The 18,512-nt window shown below is 40.0% G+C and carries 17 protein-coding genes; 12 read left to right on the forward strand and 5 right to left on the reverse strand.

Features of this window, described 5'->3' with window-relative positions; genetic code table 11:
- Positions 1-92 precede the first annotated feature (92 nt).
- The 3 genes from ABWU87_RS00800 (at position 93) to ABWU87_RS00810 (ending at position 2,224) form a co-directional block, all read left to right on the forward strand.
- Positions 93-1,301, forward strand: coding sequence for an ATP-binding protein (locus ABWU87_RS00800; RefSeq protein ID WP_353332349.1), 1,209 nt, complete (start codon positions 93-95; stop codon positions 1,299-1,301).
- 81 nt (positions 1,302-1,382) lie between these two features.
- Entirely contained in the window at positions 1,383-1,571 is a 189-nt protein-coding gene (locus ABWU87_RS00805; RefSeq protein WP_353332351.1) for a hypothetical protein, read from the forward strand.
- A 119-nt stretch (positions 1,572-1,690) separates the two neighbouring features.
- The gene (locus ABWU87_RS00810) at positions 1,691-2,224 is read left to right on the forward strand and encodes an AbiJ-NTD4 domain-containing protein (RefSeq protein WP_353332352.1); all 534 of its coding nucleotides are present in this window, start codon (positions 1,691-1,693) and stop codon (positions 2,222-2,224) included.
- A 16-nt stretch (positions 2,225-2,240) separates the two neighbouring features.
- Here ABWU87_RS00810 and plsY read toward each other — a convergent pair whose 3' ends face one another.
- Genes plsY through ABWU87_RS00835 form a run of 5 tightly spaced genes read right to left on the reverse strand, consistent with a single transcriptional unit; the run spans position 2,241 to position 8,556 of the window.
- Positions 2,241-2,870, reverse strand: coding sequence for a glycerol-3-phosphate 1-O-acyltransferase PlsY (plsY, locus tag ABWU87_RS00815; RefSeq protein ID WP_353332355.1), 630 nt, complete (start codon positions 2,868-2,870; stop codon positions 2,241-2,243).
- A gap of 1 nt (position 2,871) precedes the next feature.
- Positions 2,872-3,333 (reverse strand): peroxiredoxin, encoded by a 462-nt coding sequence (locus tag ABWU87_RS00820; protein WP_353332357.1) that lies wholly within the window; start codon positions 3,331-3,333, stop codon positions 2,872-2,874.
- Between the two features lie 17 nt (positions 3,334-3,350).
- Positions 3,351-4,127 carry a DUF1295 domain-containing protein gene (locus ABWU87_RS00825; protein WP_353332359.1) on the reverse strand — a complete coding sequence of 259 codons (777 nt, stop codon included), beginning with the start codon at positions 4,125-4,127 and terminating at the stop codon, positions 3,351-3,353.
- Between the two features lie 25 nt (positions 4,128-4,152).
- The gene (locus ABWU87_RS00830; protein ID WP_353332361.1) at positions 4,153-5,949 is read right to left on the reverse strand and encodes a DegV family protein; all 1,797 of its coding nucleotides are present in this window, start codon (positions 5,947-5,949) and stop codon (positions 4,153-4,155) included.
- 36 nt (positions 5,950-5,985) lie between these two features.
- Positions 5,986-8,556 (reverse strand): T9SS type A sorting domain-containing protein, encoded by a 2,571-nt coding sequence (locus ABWU87_RS00835; RefSeq protein ID WP_353332363.1) that lies wholly within the window; start codon positions 8,554-8,556, stop codon positions 5,986-5,988.
- Between the two features lie 311 nt (positions 8,557-8,867).
- Here ABWU87_RS00835 and ABWU87_RS00840 point away from each other — a divergent pair, with 311 nt between their 5' ends.
- The 9 genes from ABWU87_RS00840 to wecB all read left to right on the forward strand — a co-directional run bounded on the left by ABWU87_RS00840 (position 8,868) and on the right by wecB (position 18,323).
- Positions 8,868-9,251, forward strand: coding sequence for a response regulator (locus tag ABWU87_RS00840; RefSeq protein ID WP_353332364.1), 384 nt, complete (start codon positions 8,868-8,870; stop codon positions 9,249-9,251).
- A gap of 11 nt (positions 9,252-9,262) precedes the next feature.
- Positions 9,263-10,504, forward strand: coding sequence for a YaiO family outer membrane beta-barrel protein (locus ABWU87_RS00845; protein WP_353332365.1), 1,242 nt, complete (start codon positions 9,263-9,265; stop codon positions 10,502-10,504).
- Entirely contained in the window at positions 10,501-11,727 is a 1,227-nt protein-coding gene (locus ABWU87_RS00850) for a hypothetical protein (protein WP_353332367.1), read from the forward strand. Before ABWU87_RS00845 ends, ABWU87_RS00850 begins: the two co-directional genes overlap by 4 nt.
- A 12-nt stretch (positions 11,728-11,739) precedes the next feature.
- Positions 11,740-13,179, forward strand: coding sequence for a glycosyltransferase family 2 protein (locus ABWU87_RS00855; protein WP_353332369.1), 1,440 nt, complete (start codon positions 11,740-11,742; stop codon positions 13,177-13,179).
- A gap of 14 nt (positions 13,180-13,193) precedes the next feature.
- The gene (locus tag ABWU87_RS00860) at positions 13,194-13,631 is read left to right on the forward strand and encodes a bacteriohemerythrin (RefSeq protein ID WP_353332371.1); all 438 of its coding nucleotides are present in this window, start codon (positions 13,194-13,196) and stop codon (positions 13,629-13,631) included.
- A 228-nt stretch (positions 13,632-13,859) separates the two neighbouring features.
- The gene (locus ABWU87_RS00865; RefSeq protein ID WP_353332373.1) at positions 13,860-14,870 is read left to right on the forward strand and encodes a hypothetical protein; all 1,011 of its coding nucleotides are present in this window, start codon (positions 13,860-13,862) and stop codon (positions 14,868-14,870) included.
- Positions 14,867-15,967 carry a glycosyltransferase gene (locus ABWU87_RS00870; protein WP_353332375.1) on the forward strand — a complete coding sequence of 367 codons (1,101 nt, stop codon included), beginning with the start codon at positions 14,867-14,869 and terminating at the stop codon, positions 15,965-15,967. Before ABWU87_RS00865 ends, ABWU87_RS00870 begins: the two co-directional genes overlap by 4 nt.
- 3 nt (positions 15,968-15,970) lie before the next feature.
- Positions 15,971-17,170, forward strand: coding sequence for a UDP-N-acetyl-D-mannosamine dehydrogenase (gene wecC, locus ABWU87_RS00875; RefSeq protein ID WP_353332377.1), 1,200 nt, complete (start codon positions 15,971-15,973; stop codon positions 17,168-17,170).
- 4 nt (positions 17,171-17,174) lie between these two features.
- The gene (gene wecB, locus ABWU87_RS00880; RefSeq protein WP_353332379.1) at positions 17,175-18,323 is read left to right on the forward strand and encodes a non-hydrolyzing UDP-N-acetylglucosamine 2-epimerase; all 1,149 of its coding nucleotides are present in this window, start codon (positions 17,175-17,177) and stop codon (positions 18,321-18,323) included.
- Positions 18,324-18,512 lie beyond the last annotated feature (189 nt).

Below are 18,512 nucleotides of genomic sequence, written 5' to 3' on the forward strand. Positions count from 1 at the left end.
AAACTTTTGTGTAAAGAGATAAAAGTTTTATGTATACTTAAAACTTTTATCTATATTTGCTGTTGTTTTAAGTATACTTTAAACTTTTGAAGATGAAAACTCCTAAGACTATTAAAAAGAGAGACGGCTATATAGCACGTATTGTTCCGTTTATGAGAAAACCGCTGATTAAAGTATTGACGGGTCAACGGCGTGTGGGGAAAAGCTATCTGTTGTTTCAGTTGATGGAGCTAGTGCAGAACGAGGAACCTGATGCTCATATTATTTATATCAACCGGGAAGATATGGAGTTTGACTTTATGCGAACGGCTGTGGATTTGAATGAGTATGTTCTTGCTAACCGGAAAGAAGGGGTGCGAAACTATATCTTTATTGATGAGATTCAAGATGTAGTGGAGTTTGAAAAGGCTCTGCGCTCTTTGTTGCTGGACGAAAACAATGATATTTATATAACGGGAAGCAACGCCAGGTTGCTCTCGGGCGAACTGGCTACCTACTTAAGTGGCAGGTATGTGGAGTTTAAAGTGTACAGTTTGGCATACACGGAGTTTCTGCAGTTTCATGAGTTGGAAAATAATGCCGCCAGCTACGATTTATATACCCGATATGGAGGATTACCTTATCTGATTAATCTCGAACTGAATGATGATGTGGTCAATGAATATCTGAAGAGTATCTATTCAACCATCGTGTTCCGGGATGTGGTGAGTCGTTACAATCTTCGGAATACTGCTTTCCTGGAAAAACTGATTCAATTCCTTTCGGAAAATATTGGTTCGCTGTTTTCGGCAAAGAATATCAGTGATTATCTTAAATCACAACATACCCAGATTTCTGTCAATCAAATTCAGAACTATGTGGAATACCTGGCGAATGCATTCCTGATTCACCGGGTTGGACGATATGACTTGGTTGGTAAACGTTTCTTTGAGATTGGTGAAAAGTATTATTTCGAGAATATGGGTATCCGGAATGTGATTATTGGTTACCGCTTGCAAGACAGAGCGAAGATTCTGGAAAACATTGTTTATAATCATCTTTTGTATCGGGGGTATAACTTGAAAGTGGGAATGTCTGCTTCCTCGAAAATTGATTTTGTTTGTGAGAAGGGGGCTGAGAAGCTTTATGTGCAAGTGACTTTGAAACTGGAAAGCGAAGCGACGATTGAACGGGAATTTGGCAATCTGCTTAAAGTGCAGGATAACTATCCAAAAATTGTAGTTAGTGAAGATGATTTTCGCGGAAATAGCTATCAAGGAATTAAACATGTGTTTATCAGGGATTTTTTGGTAAACTATTGAGATTGAGTTTACTGCCGGGTAGATGCGCACCAGGGCACATAAGCTGAGCTGCGGCAGTTCTATCCTACCATCCTTTCATCTATGAACAGCCAGGCTTCCTGGTTTGAATATACCGACAGAAGCGGAGGGCTGAAGTACAACTTAACCGGCTACTTCCCCAGCTGGAAAGTAATGAACGACTGGTTCGGCATCTTCAAGGAGTGGTTTGGCTATGGTTGGTATAAATTAAAGGGGTGGAGGTTTAATATTAAATGGGGCTGGGAGAAATAATGCGGTATTTAAAAATTGATCGATTTTATTAGGTATTTATAAAAGACGGTAAATAATTCATTCATAATTTAATAAATTTAGTATTATATTTGCGCTCATTTTAATAACTGAAGATCGAAATGGATAAAAATACGACTAGTTTTTCTGAAAGAAATGGATATGTAACACCCCCCAAAATATATATTAGAGAAGAATTGACGCCTGAATTAATCATTGCAATCTGTAATTCTCTGGAATTTTTAAAAAGAAAAGATTGTTTGTTCTTTTACAAACTGGAAAGATACATGTGGTGCAAAGTTTTTAATAGAAGAATTAATGATTTTGGCACTCCGGCAAAAGGATACGTATCTGTTTCTTTTGATTATATTGAAAATCCTAAAAAGCTGTGGTACGAGAAGTTAGATTATCTTGAAGTAATTATTGCCTATGCAAAAAAGAATAGCGAAGAATGCTATTCATTCCTCGTTGAACATTTAAATTTCTACTTCCAAAGCTTAAATTTTGCTTACAGAATTGTGGACAGTCAAATTAAAGAAATATTGCCTGGCGAGGAAATAGATGTATTGACCACCAGCGAGCCGCAAATTGAGGAACGCAAAAGCCTGAAATCGCATTTAAAGTCTTTGTCGCTTCTTTCTGTTTTTAGCTGGTAATTAATGGATTTGATGCTTATCTATTTTCTACATTCTTTTTCTTCAGATTGGAGCTTGCATTTTCGTTACCCTGAACGAGTCTGCGGATATTGGGAATGTGCATGATGATGATAAGCAACGCTGCGGCTAGTAAATAGTAAAAACAGTAGGAGAGGGGAAAGAAGAGTGAGGTGAGCGGTAATGATATACCCAAACAGATGGAGCCTACGGAGACGTATTTTGTGAGTCTTTTTACAAGATAAAAGAGGGCTACCGAAACCAGAACCTGTATGGGGGCAAGCAATATGGAGGCTCCCAGGGTGGTATTGACTCCTTTTCCTCCTTTCAGTTTTAGAAAGAGTGAGAAATTATGCCCCAGTATTGCTGCGAATGCAATGAGATAGATAAAATAGGGCTGAATGGTTACGAGCCCTTCTCTTTGTAGCAGGATGGCAGAGCCAACGGGCAAGAGGCCTTTGAGCATGTCGCAGACTTGGGTGAGCAGGGCAATCTTTTTGCCTGCTACCCGCTCTACATTGGTGGATCCGATACTCATGCTTCCCAGTTGGAGGATATTCTGACCGGTGGCATATTTGGTGAAGAGATATCCAAATGGTACCGATCCCAGCAAATAGGCTGCCAGGATGAATAAAACTTCGAACACCATATTATTCCAGATCTTTAATGATTCTCAACGCCTCTTCTACATGCTGCCCGGCATTGATTTGGGAATTGAACATAAACACCACTTTTCCCTCTTTATTGACAACGTAGGTAACGCGACCGGGGAGTAGACCCATCAGATTGGATGGCACGCCAAACTGTTTGCGCACTTTATTGCCTTCGTCACTGAGCAGCGTGTAATTTAACCTGTGCTTTTGTGCAAATTGCAGATGGCTCTTTACGGATTGTGCACTGATGCCGATAATCATGGTGTCGTTATTGTTAAAGACTTCGTACTGATCGCGAAAGGAACATGCCTCGCGGGTGCAACCGGGACTATCGTCTTTGGGATAGAAATAAATAATAAGATTCTTCTTTCCAATAACAGAACTGAGCTGGAATGTATTGCCAAACTGATCTTTCAGTGAAAATAGGGGAACGGTGCTCCCGATGCTTATTTTTTCCATATATTTATTTTTAGTTCTTATTTCTTGGGAAACCAGGGTATAAACGGGCTTGTTTTACGGATATATTCATCGTACTCGGGTTTTCTGTTCTTGAGTGTTTTTTCGAGTAAGGCCACTCCCGAGACTTTGATAATAAGCAGGGTCATGAGTAACGACCCGATAACCAACAGATAGCTGCCGGTCGACAGGCAGAGCAGACCGTATCCCCACCAAACAGCCGAATCGCCAAAATAGTTGGGATGGCGGGTGTAACGCCATAAACCGGTGTTAAGTACTTTGCCCTTATTGTTTATATTACTTTTAAACCTGGCAAGCTGAAGATCTCCCCCTGCTTCGAAGAAGAGCCCGGTAAGCCATACGATTATGCCGATATAGTCGAGGAAGGTGGGCCCGTGAGCGCTGGCATAGATGTTTACTCCCAGCAGCGTGCTGGAGATAATCCACATAAGCACTCCCTGGAGTAAAAATGTTTGGAAGAAACTAATGAACCGGTAGTTTTTAGCGCCATACTTTCTCCGGAACTCCTGGTAACGGAAATCTTCTTCTTTACCGATATTTCGCCAGGCAAGATATCCCGAGAGCCTGACTCCCCAGATGAATACCATTACAAAAAGGATTGTGGGTACGGGGTAGAAGGTTCCGGCCGCAAAGTAATAGTATGCATTTGTAATCACAAACCCTAGCCCCCAGAAGATATCTACAATGCTTACGTTCTTGATCAATAGGCTGACGATCCATAAGACAGTCATCAGGCTGATGATTAGAATAAGTGAGTTTAAATAGATTTGAATCATTTTATTACGGATTAATGTTAATGAACTATTCGAGCAATAAGGAGACTGCGATGGAACCGACGCCGGCATTCATGCCGATGACCGGGGATATATCGACTACCGAAACCGGCTGCTTGCCTGTAAGCGCAATCATTTTATCGGTGTATACATCCGCCCCCATCTTATTATGGGCATGCAGAACGATATAATTCCATACTTGCTGCTGCCTGGTTAGTGTGCAGATATGATTCATCACTTTATTTATATTGGCTGCCTGTCCGAATGTTTTTCCAAATAGGATGGCCTTGCCTTCGTTGTCCATGGATACCACGGGATTTATACCCAACAAAGTGGCTAGAAAGCCTTTCTTCTTTGAAACTCTTCCTCCCCTGATCATGTACTTAAGGTCTTTTACGCTGACAAATATCCGGGCGTTTTTAATCCAATCTTCGGCTGCATTAACAATATCGAGTATCGGCATGCCTGATTCGATGGACTGTGCAACCCTGAGCACCAGCAACCCCAAGGCACCTGAGAGGTTTTTTGAATCGATAACATATACGGGCTTCTGAAACTCACCTGATATTCGCTCGGCAGCTTTCACACTATTCAGATAGGTTCCGCTGAAATGTTGTGTGAGATGCACCGCTATAATGGCATCATAATGCGAGGCGAGTTTAGAGTAAAGGTTGATGAATGTGCGTTCGTTAATCTGTGATGTTTTGGGAAGCTCATCGCTGTTGTCCAGTAAATCATACAGCTGATTGGGCTGCATGGTTACTTTGTCGAGGTAATAATTGCCTTTCCAGTTTATATTGAGCGGAACCACATTTATCTGGTAGTAATCAATAAGTTCTTCGGATAAATCGCAGGCAGAGTCTGTAACCAATGCTATATTCCACTTTCTATGCGTTGCATACTCATTCTGGCGAACCATATCATCCACTTTTTGATAGGAAATTGTTCCGAAATCTTTGAGTGTATGAAACAGGTCTGCCGGATGATTGGTATGCACATGTATGCGGCAAAGTGAATCGGACCCCGCGACAACCACGGAATCTCCATTTTCAATAAGCAGCTTCTGCAGATTGGGTTTACTGATGGATATATCTCTTAACAATGCCTCTGTACAATAACGGTAATTAATATCGCCATTCTCCGCATCGTCTGAATGGATAAGGGTAATGGTTTTATTTAATTGTGGAACAATTTTGCGGATATTATAGTTCTTAATGAAATCGATAATACCTTCCATAAAATAGACAAACCCTTTTGCTCCGGCATCGACTAATTTGTTTTTCTCCAGGATAAGAAGCCTGGAGGTGGTTTCAATAAGCGATTGATGAAGCACTTCTAACGAACTGACAAGAATCTTTTTGAAATCCTGAATAACAGATTGCTTGCTGAATATATAGTCCGACCACTCCTTGATAACGGTAAGCATGGTTCCTTCAACCGGATTTGCAATGGCATCATACATATACGGTATGGATCTCTTAATGCTGGCGGCAAATTCGGGAACGGTGATACTGTTTTTATGGTTGGTTTCTTTGCTTACTCCAAACAGAAACTGGGCAAAGATAACTCCTGAATTGCCGCGCGCACCGATCAGTGCGGCTTCGGCAATATTATCAAGCGTGTTTTTATATGATTTATCGGGTTTGATACTGTCTATAACAGACCGGACGGTAGATGCCAGGTTTGTTCCGGTATCATTGTCTTTAACCGGAAATACATTGATCCTGTTTATTTCGGCCTGATTTTCGAGTATCCTGTATCCTCCTGCAAGGAAGGCGTAATACAAAGAACGTCCATCTATTTCAAGAATAAGAGAGTTTTTCATTTCGTCAGGTATAAATGAATGTTACTTATTAATGGATTAATTCTTTATGAACTTCCGGGATGTTATGATTCCGTTTGATTTTATTACAGCGATGTAAACACCCGGTGCATAAGCTGAAACATCAAACGACCGTTCATAGGCATTGATTGCTGCGCTCTCGACAAGCTTTCCGCTTGAATTAAAGATCTGAATCATCTCTATATTATCCTGCGACTTTATGGTTAGATAGTAGGTGCATGGATTGGGAGAAAGGATTAATGAAGCGGATTCGGGCTTTGTCCATTCAATATCCGACAGGTTCTGGTCTACGGTGAGGTATATCGTGTTTGGATTGGACAATGTATATCCGTCGTAAACACAATATTTTAATGAATCGATTCCCGTAAAACCACGATTGGGGAGATAATCGAAAGAGCCGTCGTTCTTGAGATAAATTTGTCCGTTGACTGGATTTTCGGTAATGAGGCTAACCATTGCGTTGCCGTCAAGATCAAAATCGTTTTTGAGTACCCCATCAGAAACATTGACCGAAACAGGGAAGGAAGGGCCGGCAAAAACAAAACTGTCTCGTACGGCTATTGCAGAGGTGTTGAATTTTGTCAGATTCTCCTTCATTACGTAATAACTTGTTTTTAGTTTCTCGGACGATGAATAATCGGGGAAATTAACCCATGGCTGCCATTTATAACGGGTTGAGGGGGTGTACCATTTGTTTTTGTATCTCACTGATGGAACAAAACCGTCGGAAATGGTATCTTCTTTTGCTTCGGTGCTTCTATTGTCGTTAAAGACTTTCATTTGGTCCGGAGCCACAACATTTATATACGACCACGGAATTCGCACCGTAATCTTGTCATCCGAAATAGTGACTGCATCTTTTGACGATTCGGGCTGGAAATCATAATTAACCTGAAGATTGCCGATATATTGCACATCCGAATGCGAGGAGTTATTGCGTATTCTTACAATATTCCACGGAGCGCCATCGGTGGCAATGGAATGATAAAGCTGTGAAGGGGCGGATGACTTATGCCATATACCAAAAATATCGTAAGCCTGGGTTACAAATAACTTGGCAGAATAATTGGATATCTGAAGCGCAAACTCCGAACGGGAGGGGATGGTATCGCCTGTGGGAAGAACAGACTCGCCCAGCTTATTGGAATATGTGTCGAGAGAAACCCACATTTGATCGGGGATGTCAAGAGGGTTTTTTAAACCGATTTCCAGATCGAAAGAGGCATATCCGGGCTTGGCATTGAGGTAGGTAATAGCTTCGGCTGAATTGTATTTGATCAGGGTGTCTTGCTGAATCTCTTTATCAAAAGAGACTAATCCAAAATTTTGCTCGGCGGAAGCTAAGTTATGCCATAAGATTCTGCTATCGGCAATGTAGTCTACTGGATCGGTAATCCATGTTCTCTTGAACCATTCGTCAATCCACGAAAACTGTATACCGCCTCCACAAGCTGTGCTCTTTATTGTGTTGAGAAGCCGGATGTTTGTAAGGCCCTGATTGTACTCATCGAACCCGCCATGATTCATGCCGGACGATGTGTAATGGGCTATTGCCCAACTGGATGGAACGCCATACTCTGCAATGATAAGCGGGAACCGGGTATAGTGAGATTTTAATTCGGTTAAATATCCTTTGTAACTGTTGGGGCCGTAATCATCCGAGAATGTTTGATAGGAGGATTGGCGACCGATAAAATCGGGGTAATATGGATAGGCGTGATAACTGATAAATAAACCGGCTTTTGATGATTGAGTGAGCTGGATTTTTGAAAGATCAACATTTTCGCTGTCTTCTTCTCTGTTAGGATCTTCTTTGTGTGAAATAGGATCTAAAGTGGGCCAGCTGGAAGCGCTGACCGGCCGCTGGGTTTTATAACCCGATTGCTCGTAGCTTACTGTATAATCAAGCATGCTTGTTAACCAGGCTTCAGATGCCGAGCTGTTGTTTACCGTGAAATAGCTCCCTTCATATTTATCTATTGGCAAATTTAACGCGTTGGTTGTGTTTACCTCTATTGGGTGAATTTCTCTCCCTATAATATAACCTAAACACCACTTGGATACATCTGTAGTGTACGAACCGAATGCTTTGCCTGTACGAGACTGAATAGTTCTGTTGCCATGAACGCAGTCTATATTTTCCTCGATCTCTTGTTTGAAAGCGTCTGACAGATAGTATAAGTTGTTGGCATATCCCGGCAATTCCTCTTCGAGCCATACTCCTTGCAAAAATAAAAGAGGATTTTGAGGATTGGCTTTGTTATAGCTGTCCAGGGCTTCAAAAAAACGGGGGAAATGAAGGGTATATACACGGATGCAGTTAAAACCGGCTTCCTTTATTTCCTTAAACCATCTGGAATAATCACTTGATGTGGCTGCCATTTCGCCTGGAAATGTACCGGGAACCGCAACTCCCAGGTTTATTCCTTTAATGAAAAAGGGAACATATCCGGAACCATTCCAAATGGTGAGGCTTGTGTTGTTTGTAGAAAATGGATATTGAACCGGATGTTGGGAAAATAAAGGAATGCTGGTTCCTGAAATAAGAAAAACAAAAATGATTGCAAGCAGTGATAAATTCTTTTTCATAGTCCGATTTTTTTTAATAGCCAACTAATATATAACTGAAAATATCTCTATTAAAGATTTATATAAATCGAAAAAAAGAAATAGACATTTGGAAAAATGCCGAAGAAAAACGAATATAATATAAAGAATCTACAATTTTATATTTTTTTGAGAAAAAATAATGCTCTCTTCTGATGAAAAAAAGAATAGCGCTTTCATTCTCAAAAAAATAACGAACTACTTGCTTTTTAAAAATAGTTAATTATATTTGTGAAAATAATAGCCCGTGCTATTAAAAAAACCTTTGTTATCAGTAATAGAATTGATTTAATATGATGAAAAAAACAGTCGTAATTATTTCAAGTGATGCATTATTTCCTCAGTTGTTTGAGACATTACTTTTTAGAAAAGTAAAAGACCTGGAAATAATAATTTGCAGATCTGTGCAGGAAATCAACCTGAAGTTAGACCAGTCTGCAGTGGATTTAACCCTTATGGACTCAATATTAAACAATACTCCTAGCTTTGAAATAATGCGATACGTTAGGATGGAAAAACAAGTTGCATCTCCCATCTTCTTCTTCCCGGAGATAAATACTGAAAGATATACTTATAAATCGTATGCTATGGGGGCTAACAGAATAATAAATAAACCATTCGATCCCTATAAAATAACTGATGATATTGCAGAATTCTTAAATTGTAATAATGATTGAAAGTTATGACTATGAGAAAAATATTAATTCCTTTGCTTTATATGTTTATTCCTATATGCCTGTGTGATGTGCATTCGCAGACAAATAGACCTGCAACAGAAAAAAATGTTGAGAGATCTGAAAGATATAAACAATATCAACAAACAATTGAAGAGGCAAAAAAGAAGCTGAGCTCGGATCCTGAAAATGGAGATTTGATGATTCTTATTGCAAATAATTATGCCTGGCAGGAAAAAAACGATTCGGCATTGATCTATATTGATAAGGCTCAGCAAATTAAATATTATAATAATGATCTGTTTGATTCATGGCTCAATGTATTATTGTGGTCGCATCAGTATGAAAAGCTGATTGAAACAATTAAAATAGCCCGGCAATATAACTACACGAATAATGAAAATATTCTTCGAAAACAGTTAATTGCTTATACAGAGCTAAAGGAATATAACGAAGGGGTAAAGCTGGCTGAATCTCCCGAAAATAAAGAACTTATCAATATTGAGGATATATCTTATCTTTATAACAATCTCTTATTGAAAAGAAATACGAATGCAATAACAGCTTTGTATTCGTTGGATTTCTTCGACTCGTACGCACCACAGCATTTAGCCTCTATCGGATATTCATTGCCGGTTAGTAAACACACGCTTGCAGTTCGTTTGAATTACGCTAAACGATTTGGAAATGATGATGTGCAAATTGAGTCTGATTTCTATTATCAGTTGAAAAACAAGTCGTATATGTATTTTAATTACGGATATGCATTCAATGCTTCGCTTTTCCCGGAACATCGTTTGGGGTATGAATACTATCTTCCGTTAAAACATAAAATGGAAACGTCTCTGGGAGCAAGGTACCTATCGTATACAAACTCAAAAGTCTTTATTCTTACAGGACACATAGAAAAATATATGGGTAGAAGCTGGTTGGCTTTACGACCTTTTTATGCTATCCAGAAAAATTTCACGGCACTGACACTGATTGGAAACTATAGGCTCTATGGAAAAAATCCGTTCAATTATTGGGGTATTGAACTTGGATACGGAAACTCACCGGATGATAGCTATGCTAATATTCTGAATGCTACTTATAATGATTTGAAGGCTTACAGGGTGAAACTTGAAAAAAACATTGCAATCAACAGGATTTCAGATTTAAGGATTGGAATTGGATATTCGAGAGAAGAGTTCAAATCAGGTGATTATAGAAACAGATATTTAATTGAACTGGGATATAAATTTAGATTTAAATGAAAGTAATAAAATTTTATTTGCAATATTGGCTGGTCCGATTGCTATATTTAATATTTATAATGCTTGTTCTTTGCGGAAGTTACTGCTATACAGTGCAGAGTTTCTCGGTAGGAAACCATGTGTTTACAAATCCATTTTTCCACTTGCATGATAATCTGCCCTTCTGGGTAAATTACATTGAGTATTTTATATTGGTGTTTGTAATTTCTACAGTGCTGATAATATTGCTTACTCAATACTACTCTTTCAGAAAGAGAAGGAAAGAGAGGATGCGTGATAAATTTGTAAAACGCTACTATAAAAACATCGTTACGGAATTGTTCAGGGAGAATGAAGAGGATGCCTCGGAAGAGAAAGAGTGGAAATACAAAAATGAAATCATGGCAAAAAATGATTTCTACAAAGAACTTGTTATAAAAACGTTTGTTCAGGTGCATAATCAAACGATTGGAAGAATAAGGCAAAAAACTGAATCCATGATGAAGGAACTTGCTTTTGAGAAACTAATCGGAAGCTACTTGTACTCTCCTTTTTATAAGCATAAAAAAATAGCCCTGGATACAATTTCTGAGTTTAAAATAAAAGGGCATGAGAAGTATCTGCTGAAACTGATTAAACAGAAAAGGAATAAACTGCTACACACTGACGCATTGATGACGCTAATCAGACTGAACGTGCATGAGAACTTAAATGTGCTTGCTGAAACGGATGTGGATATTTCAATGTGGGATATAAATATGATTGTCAGAAATATTGAGAAAGACAATGAGGCAAGAATCCCTTACGATGAACTGATCAATTCTGCCAACGAAGGTATGCAGCTGTTAGGGATTATACTAATACGAATTCATGACAGGACAGAATTTAAACAGAATGTTAGAGGGAAAACAGAGAGCAAAAACCCTGAAATAAGGGACGAAGCTATTCTGACATTCTCCACTTTTGCTGAAAATAAAGATGATTTTGATTTATTATTAAATAAATATCCGGAGTGCTCGGATAGTACCAAGAAATACATTGTTGAAAGAATGAGTGATAACCCGTATGAAGAACAAGTTACAAATTTCTTTGAATGGGTGGTACTGAACGAACCGATTCCTAATAAATTAATTGCAATTATGAATCTACTGACACTGGATATATCAAAAGTAGCCGAACTTAAGAAGTCTGAAGACGAGGCAATAAGAATGGCATGTGAACAGGTTCTGGATTTTAATAATTAATTGGTGTAAAAAATGGAAGAATACTTGATTGACATAATAAACTTTTTTTTCCTGGCATTTTCTATAACGCTGTTTGGCATGTATCTGTTTACTGCCTTGCTTTCGATCATGGAAATTAATAGGTACAAAAATAAAAACTATAATTTTTATTACAGGTCAATGTTGGCGTTTCCAAAACTTCCTTCTGTTTCTATTATTGCACCGGCATATAATGAGGAAAAAACAATTGTGGAAAACATAAAATGCTTACTATCCGTGCAATATGTGGAATATGATATTATTATTGTAAATGATGGGAGTAAAGATAATACATTGGCAAGAATTATTGAGCACTTTGAATTGATAAAAGTAAATAAAGCCTACACAAAACATATAGAATGTGCCGAAATAAGAGGTATTTATCAATCTAAAAATAAGGCATACAGTAATTTGATTGTTGTTGATAAGGAAAACGGTGGAAAATCGGATGCTTTAAATGCCGGTATTAATATTTCTCAAAAAGACTTGTTCCTGGCAATAGATGTGGATTGCATTATTGAGCCGGATGCAATATTAAAGATGGTGAAACCCTTTGTAGACGATTCCAAACATATTGTAATTGCTTCGGGGGGAGTAATACGTATTGCTAACTCTTGTGAAGTAACCGACGGAAGGATAACAAAGGTGAACTATCCGGATAATTTCTGGGCTAAATTTCAGGTGTTGGAATATTGCCGCGCATTTACTTTAGGACGTATGGCGTGGAGCAAGCTAAATGGACTGCTAATTATTTCGGGAGCTTTTGGACTCTTTGATCGGAGAAGGGTTCTTAAAGTTGGTGGATACGACACCTCATCCGTAGGAGAAGATCTTGAACTTGTTGTCAGGTTAAGAAAATACATGCACGAGGTGGAGAAGAAAAAATACAAAGTAGCCTTTATTCCGGATCCACTATGTTGGACTGAGGTGCCAGAAACATACAAGGTACTTTCGAAGCAGAGAAATAGATGGACACGTGGGGCAATTGATACAATTAAGAAACATAGAAACATGTTTTTTAATAAAAAATATGGGATAATAGGAATAGCAAGCTACCCATACTGGGTATTCTATGAATGGCTTACTCCGATAATAGAGTTCTTTGGCATTATTTTCCTGTTATTCTTTATAATCTGGGGAGCAATTAGCTGGCAAATTGCAATGATTGTACTGCTTTTTGTGATGACATTCTCTACCTTATTTTCATCAATCGCACTATTCATTGAAGCATATACATATCAAAAATATAAAGGGTTCAGTTATTTATTGCAATCTTTCTTATTTATTTTTCTGGAAATGTTTATCTATCAACCGGTAAATATGCTATTCTCATTATCGGGTAATTTTGATTATTTTTTCCGAAAGAATAGTAAGGGATGGGGAAATATGACACGCAAAGGATTTTTGGTTAAAGAAGAAGAAACTATTAATTAATGAAGAAATAAACTATGGACTTTTCAGCTACAAAAAGAAATCGGATTGCTTATAAGTTATTTGATATTCCGGTTATTGACAATCAACATAAACACTTTTTTGAGATATTTGATAATCTGATTCTGATAAACCAGAAGGAAAATGAAGATGAGAGAGAATCTGACATCTTAGCCGAATTGAATGAGCTGCAAAGATATGCAATATACCACTTCAATACCGAAGAACAGTTGATGCAGGAAGCTAACTGGAAATATGTAGAACAGCATATTATGCAGCATATGGTATTTAAAAATAAGTGTCTGGAATTTCAGGTTGCATACAATTACAGGAATAAAGTGCTTTTGGAACAAATGGTTCTTTTCCTGAGAAAATGGTTTATCATGCATATCAGTGAAGTAGATGCGGCGTATGCAGATACTGTAAAGAAATACTTTTTAGAGAAAAAAGAATAGCATAGCTGGATATATCGCAATAAATGTAAGAGTGCCCGGCACTTGAAATATAACCAAATAAATAATGCAGCCACATCTGTGTAAGAGCAGATGTGGCTGCATTTTTTTTGTCCGGAGGTGGAAGGTTTAAAAATTCTAATTAATACAAAAAAGTGAAAACCATAATCGGTTTACAAGTGTTAAAAGACAAAAGCGTATAAGTGATATTGAATTCACATTTAACTGTTAATGGGTAAGGATATTTATATAACACTTGACTATGAGCTGTTTCTGGGACTGAAAACAGGATCGGTGGAGAACAGCCTGATAATGCCGATGGATGAACTGGCACGGACTTTTGACAGGCATGGGGTTAAGGCGACTTTGTTTGTGGATTCGTCATTTCTATACGCGCTGAATAAATACAGGGATAGATACAGCTCGCTTGATAAGGACTACAGCCGGGTGGCAGGGCAGATAAAGAGGCTTGCCCGGAATGGACACAGCATTCAGCTGCACATTCATCCGCAATGGTATTTCTCTGAATATAACGGAAATGAATGGAAGCTGAATATGGAATTCTATAAGCTGAGTGATGTGGAGCATGACCTGGCTGTGCATTATTTCAAGGAATCGAAAAATCTGCTTGAATCGGTCATTGAAAAGGATATTATAGGATTCAGGGCGGGAGGGTATTCTATCCAAACCTTTAAGGGTTACTATGATTTAATGGTTACGAACAATATCAGGGTGGACTCGTCGGTGCTGACGGGTGCGGTTAGTCATTCGAGGTTTCAATGGTATGACTACCGGACCGTTCCCATGGATAGCCCTTACTGCTTTGAACAGGATATTGCGAGGCCAAGTGATAAGGGGGAGGTGATGGAATTGCCGATAACGACTTGCAGGTTCAATCCGGTTCATTATGCCTTGCTGAGGAAGAAATCGGATGAGGGTTCGTTTAAAGCATTCTCCGATGGAAGCAGTGTTGCTTCTGCACTGAGCCGGCCAAGGCGCATGTATGATTTCTACAGGCAGATGTTCAGAACCAAGATTGTACCGGCGTCGATAGATAGTTTAAGCTCGTACCTGCTGCCGTTGGTCTATAAAAAAGCATGCGAGGAGAGCGGTGCAAGGTCGTTCGTTATTATTGGTCATCCTAAATCTGCTTCGCCGAAATCGATCAGGCTTACTGATGATTTTATAAGCAATACGGTATTGAATAATGAGTATAAAGTAATTGAGGATTTGCTGAAATGAAGAAGATCGTGTTCATAATGAATACATGTCAGAACCCACGGTGCCTGAAACGGATAAATGAATTCATGGACAACGGCTATGAGGTGGAAGTGTATGGGTTTAGCAGGAAAAATGCCGGTGCAGTGCTGAGAAGCGACAGGTTTACACTGAACGTGATAGGAGAATATTCCAATGAGTTGGGTTATTTGAAACGAATTCCAATCATAGTGGGGGCATTGAAGAGGGTTTTTGGCAGAATCAAGGAGCCGGTCATATTCTACTATTTTGGATACGACATCGCATTTTTGTCTTTAACCATCAACAGAAGGGCATATATCTACGAGGAGTCTGACTTGATGCACACGTACATCAGAAATGCAATAGTGAGGAATTTACTGGAGTATATAGACCGGAAGATTATAAATAACTCTTTTGAAACGATATTTACATCGGAAGGATTTTTAAAGTATCACTACGGGAATAAGGTGCCCCGGAATGTGTCGGTGATACCCAACCGGTTGAACAAGGCTATCTTATCCAAACAGCCTGTTGGGAAGAAGACGGAATATCCGGTGAAGCTTAAGGTGGGCTTTGTTGGGGTGATAAGGTTTAAAACCGTGTATGAGTTTGTGCAGACTTTCTTAAAGAATTTTCCGGAGCATGAATTTCACTTCTACGGTACGGACACATCGCTGGATGCGAAGTTTGAATCGCTGAAAAGTTTTGGGAATGTCTTTTTTCATGGTTCATTCAGAAATCCGGATGACTTACCTGAAATCTATTCGAACATAGACCTGGTGCTGGCAACTTACGACGTGAGTGTGCTGAATGTGAGATATGCGGAGCCAAACAAGATATACGAGGCGGTGTATTTCAATACTCCGATCATTGTTTCGAAAGGTACTTTCCTGGCAGAGGAGGTGGAACAGCTGGGGGTGGGCTATTGGGTAAACCCATCGGATGCCGGGGATGTGGTATCGCTCGTTGATTCAATTCTGGAGAAGGGATTTAATGATAAAACGGAGGCATGCAAGAGTCTGCCGCCTGAATTCTCCCTGAACAACAACGAGGGCTTCTTTGTGAAATTAAATAGTAAGATGAATAATAAAACGGGTTAGGATATGAAGGCTGTTTTCATGGGTTTGGGATATATAGGTTTGCCTACTGCGGCTGTTGCGGCAAGTAAAGGCATACGGGTGGTGGGAGTCGATGTGAATCCTGCTGTTGTGGAGACGATAAATCAAGGTAAAATACATATTATGGAGCCCGACCTGGATAAGGTGGTGAAGGAGGTGGTGGAGAAAGGCAATCTCAGGGCTTCGTCGAAACCGGAGGAAGCGGATGCTTTCTTCATCGTGGTTCCGACTCCTTTTAAACAGAATCACAGAGCGGATATATCGTATGTGGAATCGGCCACACGCATGGTGATACCTTATCTGAGGGAAGGCAATCTTTTTGTGATAGAATCGACCTCGCCGGTAATGACAACTGAAAAGATGGTTGATGTGATATTCAAAACCAGACCCGAACTGAAAGGAAAAATATATGTGGCCTACTGTCCGGAGAGAGTGCTGCCGGGAAATGTGTTGTATGAACTGGAGCACAACGACAGGGTGATAGGGGGCATTAATCCGGAATCGGCGGAGAGGGCTTCTGATTTCTACGCTAAATTCGTGAAGGGGCAACTGCATAAGACGAATGTACGGACAGCCGAAATGTGCAAACTGACGGAAAACTCATCAAGAGATGTGCAGATTGCTTTTGCCAATGAGCTTTCGATGATTTGCGACAGGGCGGACATCAATGTCTATAACTTGATAGAGCTGGCGAATAAGCATCCGCGTGTGAATATACTTCAGCCGGGATGCGGGGTAGGTGGGCACTGCATTGCGGTGGACCCCTGGTTTATTGTATCTGATTTCCCGGAACAGGCGCAGATTATTAAAAGGGCCAGGGAGACAAATGACTATAAGGCCGACTGGTGCGCAAACAGGGTGTTGAAAACTTGTCAGGAATTCACGGCCAGAACGGACCGGGAACCGGTAGTAGCTTGTATGGGACTCGCTTTTAAACCGGATATTGACGACCTGAGGGAGTCTCCGGCCATATACATCGTTTCGCGCATAATATCGGAAGCAAGGGCGGAGGTATTGGTGGTTGAACCGAATATATCAGACCACCGGACTTTTAACCTGATGGACTATAAAGAGGCATACGAAAAGGCTGATATTGTGGTATGGCTGGTAAGGCACAGGGAATTTGTGGAGATGCCGGTGGATACCGGTAAAATTGAACTTGATTTTTGCGGTGTAAGAAAATAAATATATGAAAAAGGTGATGTTGGTATTCGGGACTCGTCCTGAGGCTATAAAGATGGCTCCGTTGGTAAAAGAGTTGCAGAAACACAGCAATCGGGTGGAAACGATTGTATGTGTCACCGGGCAGCATCGTGAAATGCTGGATCAGGTGCTGAACCTTTTTGATATAAAACCCCACTTCGACCTGAATATTATGAAGCAAGGGCAGGACCTGTTCGATGTGACAACCAGGGTGCTGCTTGGAATGAGGGATGTATTGAGGGAGGTTTCTCCTGATGTGGTGCTGGTGCATGGCGATACCACTACATCGACATCTGCGGCTCTTGCTGCTTATTATCAGCAGATATCAGTGGGGCATGTGGAAGCCGGGCTGCGTACCCACAACATCTACAGTCCATGGCCGGAAGAGATGAACCGCCAGATAACAGGGAGGATAGCTGCATACAACTTCTCGCCAACAACGTTGAGCAAACAGAATTTGTTGAACGAGGGAATTCCCGAGGAAAGGATATGGGTGACCGGGAATACGGTAATCGATGCTCTGTATATGGTTGTTGATAAGATAAACAGCGACCGGGATATGAACAGGAAGCTGCAATGTGGATTGAAGGAGTCGGGGTATGACACGGAACGACTGAACGGCAACCGCAGACTGGTGCTGATTACCGGACACAGAAGGGAGAACTTTGGAGAGGGGTTTATTAATATCTGTGCAGCGATAAAGGAGCTGACGAGAAAATATCCGGAGGTGGATTTTGTATATCCGATGCACCTTAACCCGAATGTGAGAAAACCGATAAGAGATACTTTCGGAGTGGAAAATCGCATTAGTAACGTATTCTTTATTGAACCTTTGGAGTATCTGCAGTTTGTGTTCCTGATGGAGAAATGTGATGTTGTGCTGACCGATAGCGGAGGTATTCAGGAAGAGGCTCCCGGGCTTGGAAAGCCTGTATTGGTAATGCGCGATACAACCGAACGCCCGGAAGCGCTGGAGGCAGGAACGGTAAAACTGGTAGGAACCGACTACGACAAGATTGTAAACGAAGTGTCCATGCTGTTGGATGACAAGCAGTACTATGACATAATGAGCAAGGCACAGAATCCTTACGGAGACGGTATGGCTTGCGGAAGAATTGTTGAGTGTTTGTTATAATCGTACAGAAAACCAACTTTGCAGCAAAGAGGTTTAACGGCAGGAATGCCGGTCTTTAGATGGAAATGAAAAACATTTTATGTTCAGAATATTTGAAAAATTCAGTAATAATAGTTGTTATTCCTTAAATATTGGAAATATTTTTTGAGAAATATGGATAATGGGATAAATACCCTTATCTTCGGGAGT

Source organism: Bacteroides sedimenti, from assembly GCF_040365225.1.
Classification (GTDB): Bacteria; Bacteroidota; Bacteroidia; order Bacteroidales; family Bacteroidaceae; genus Bacteroides; species Bacteroides sedimenti.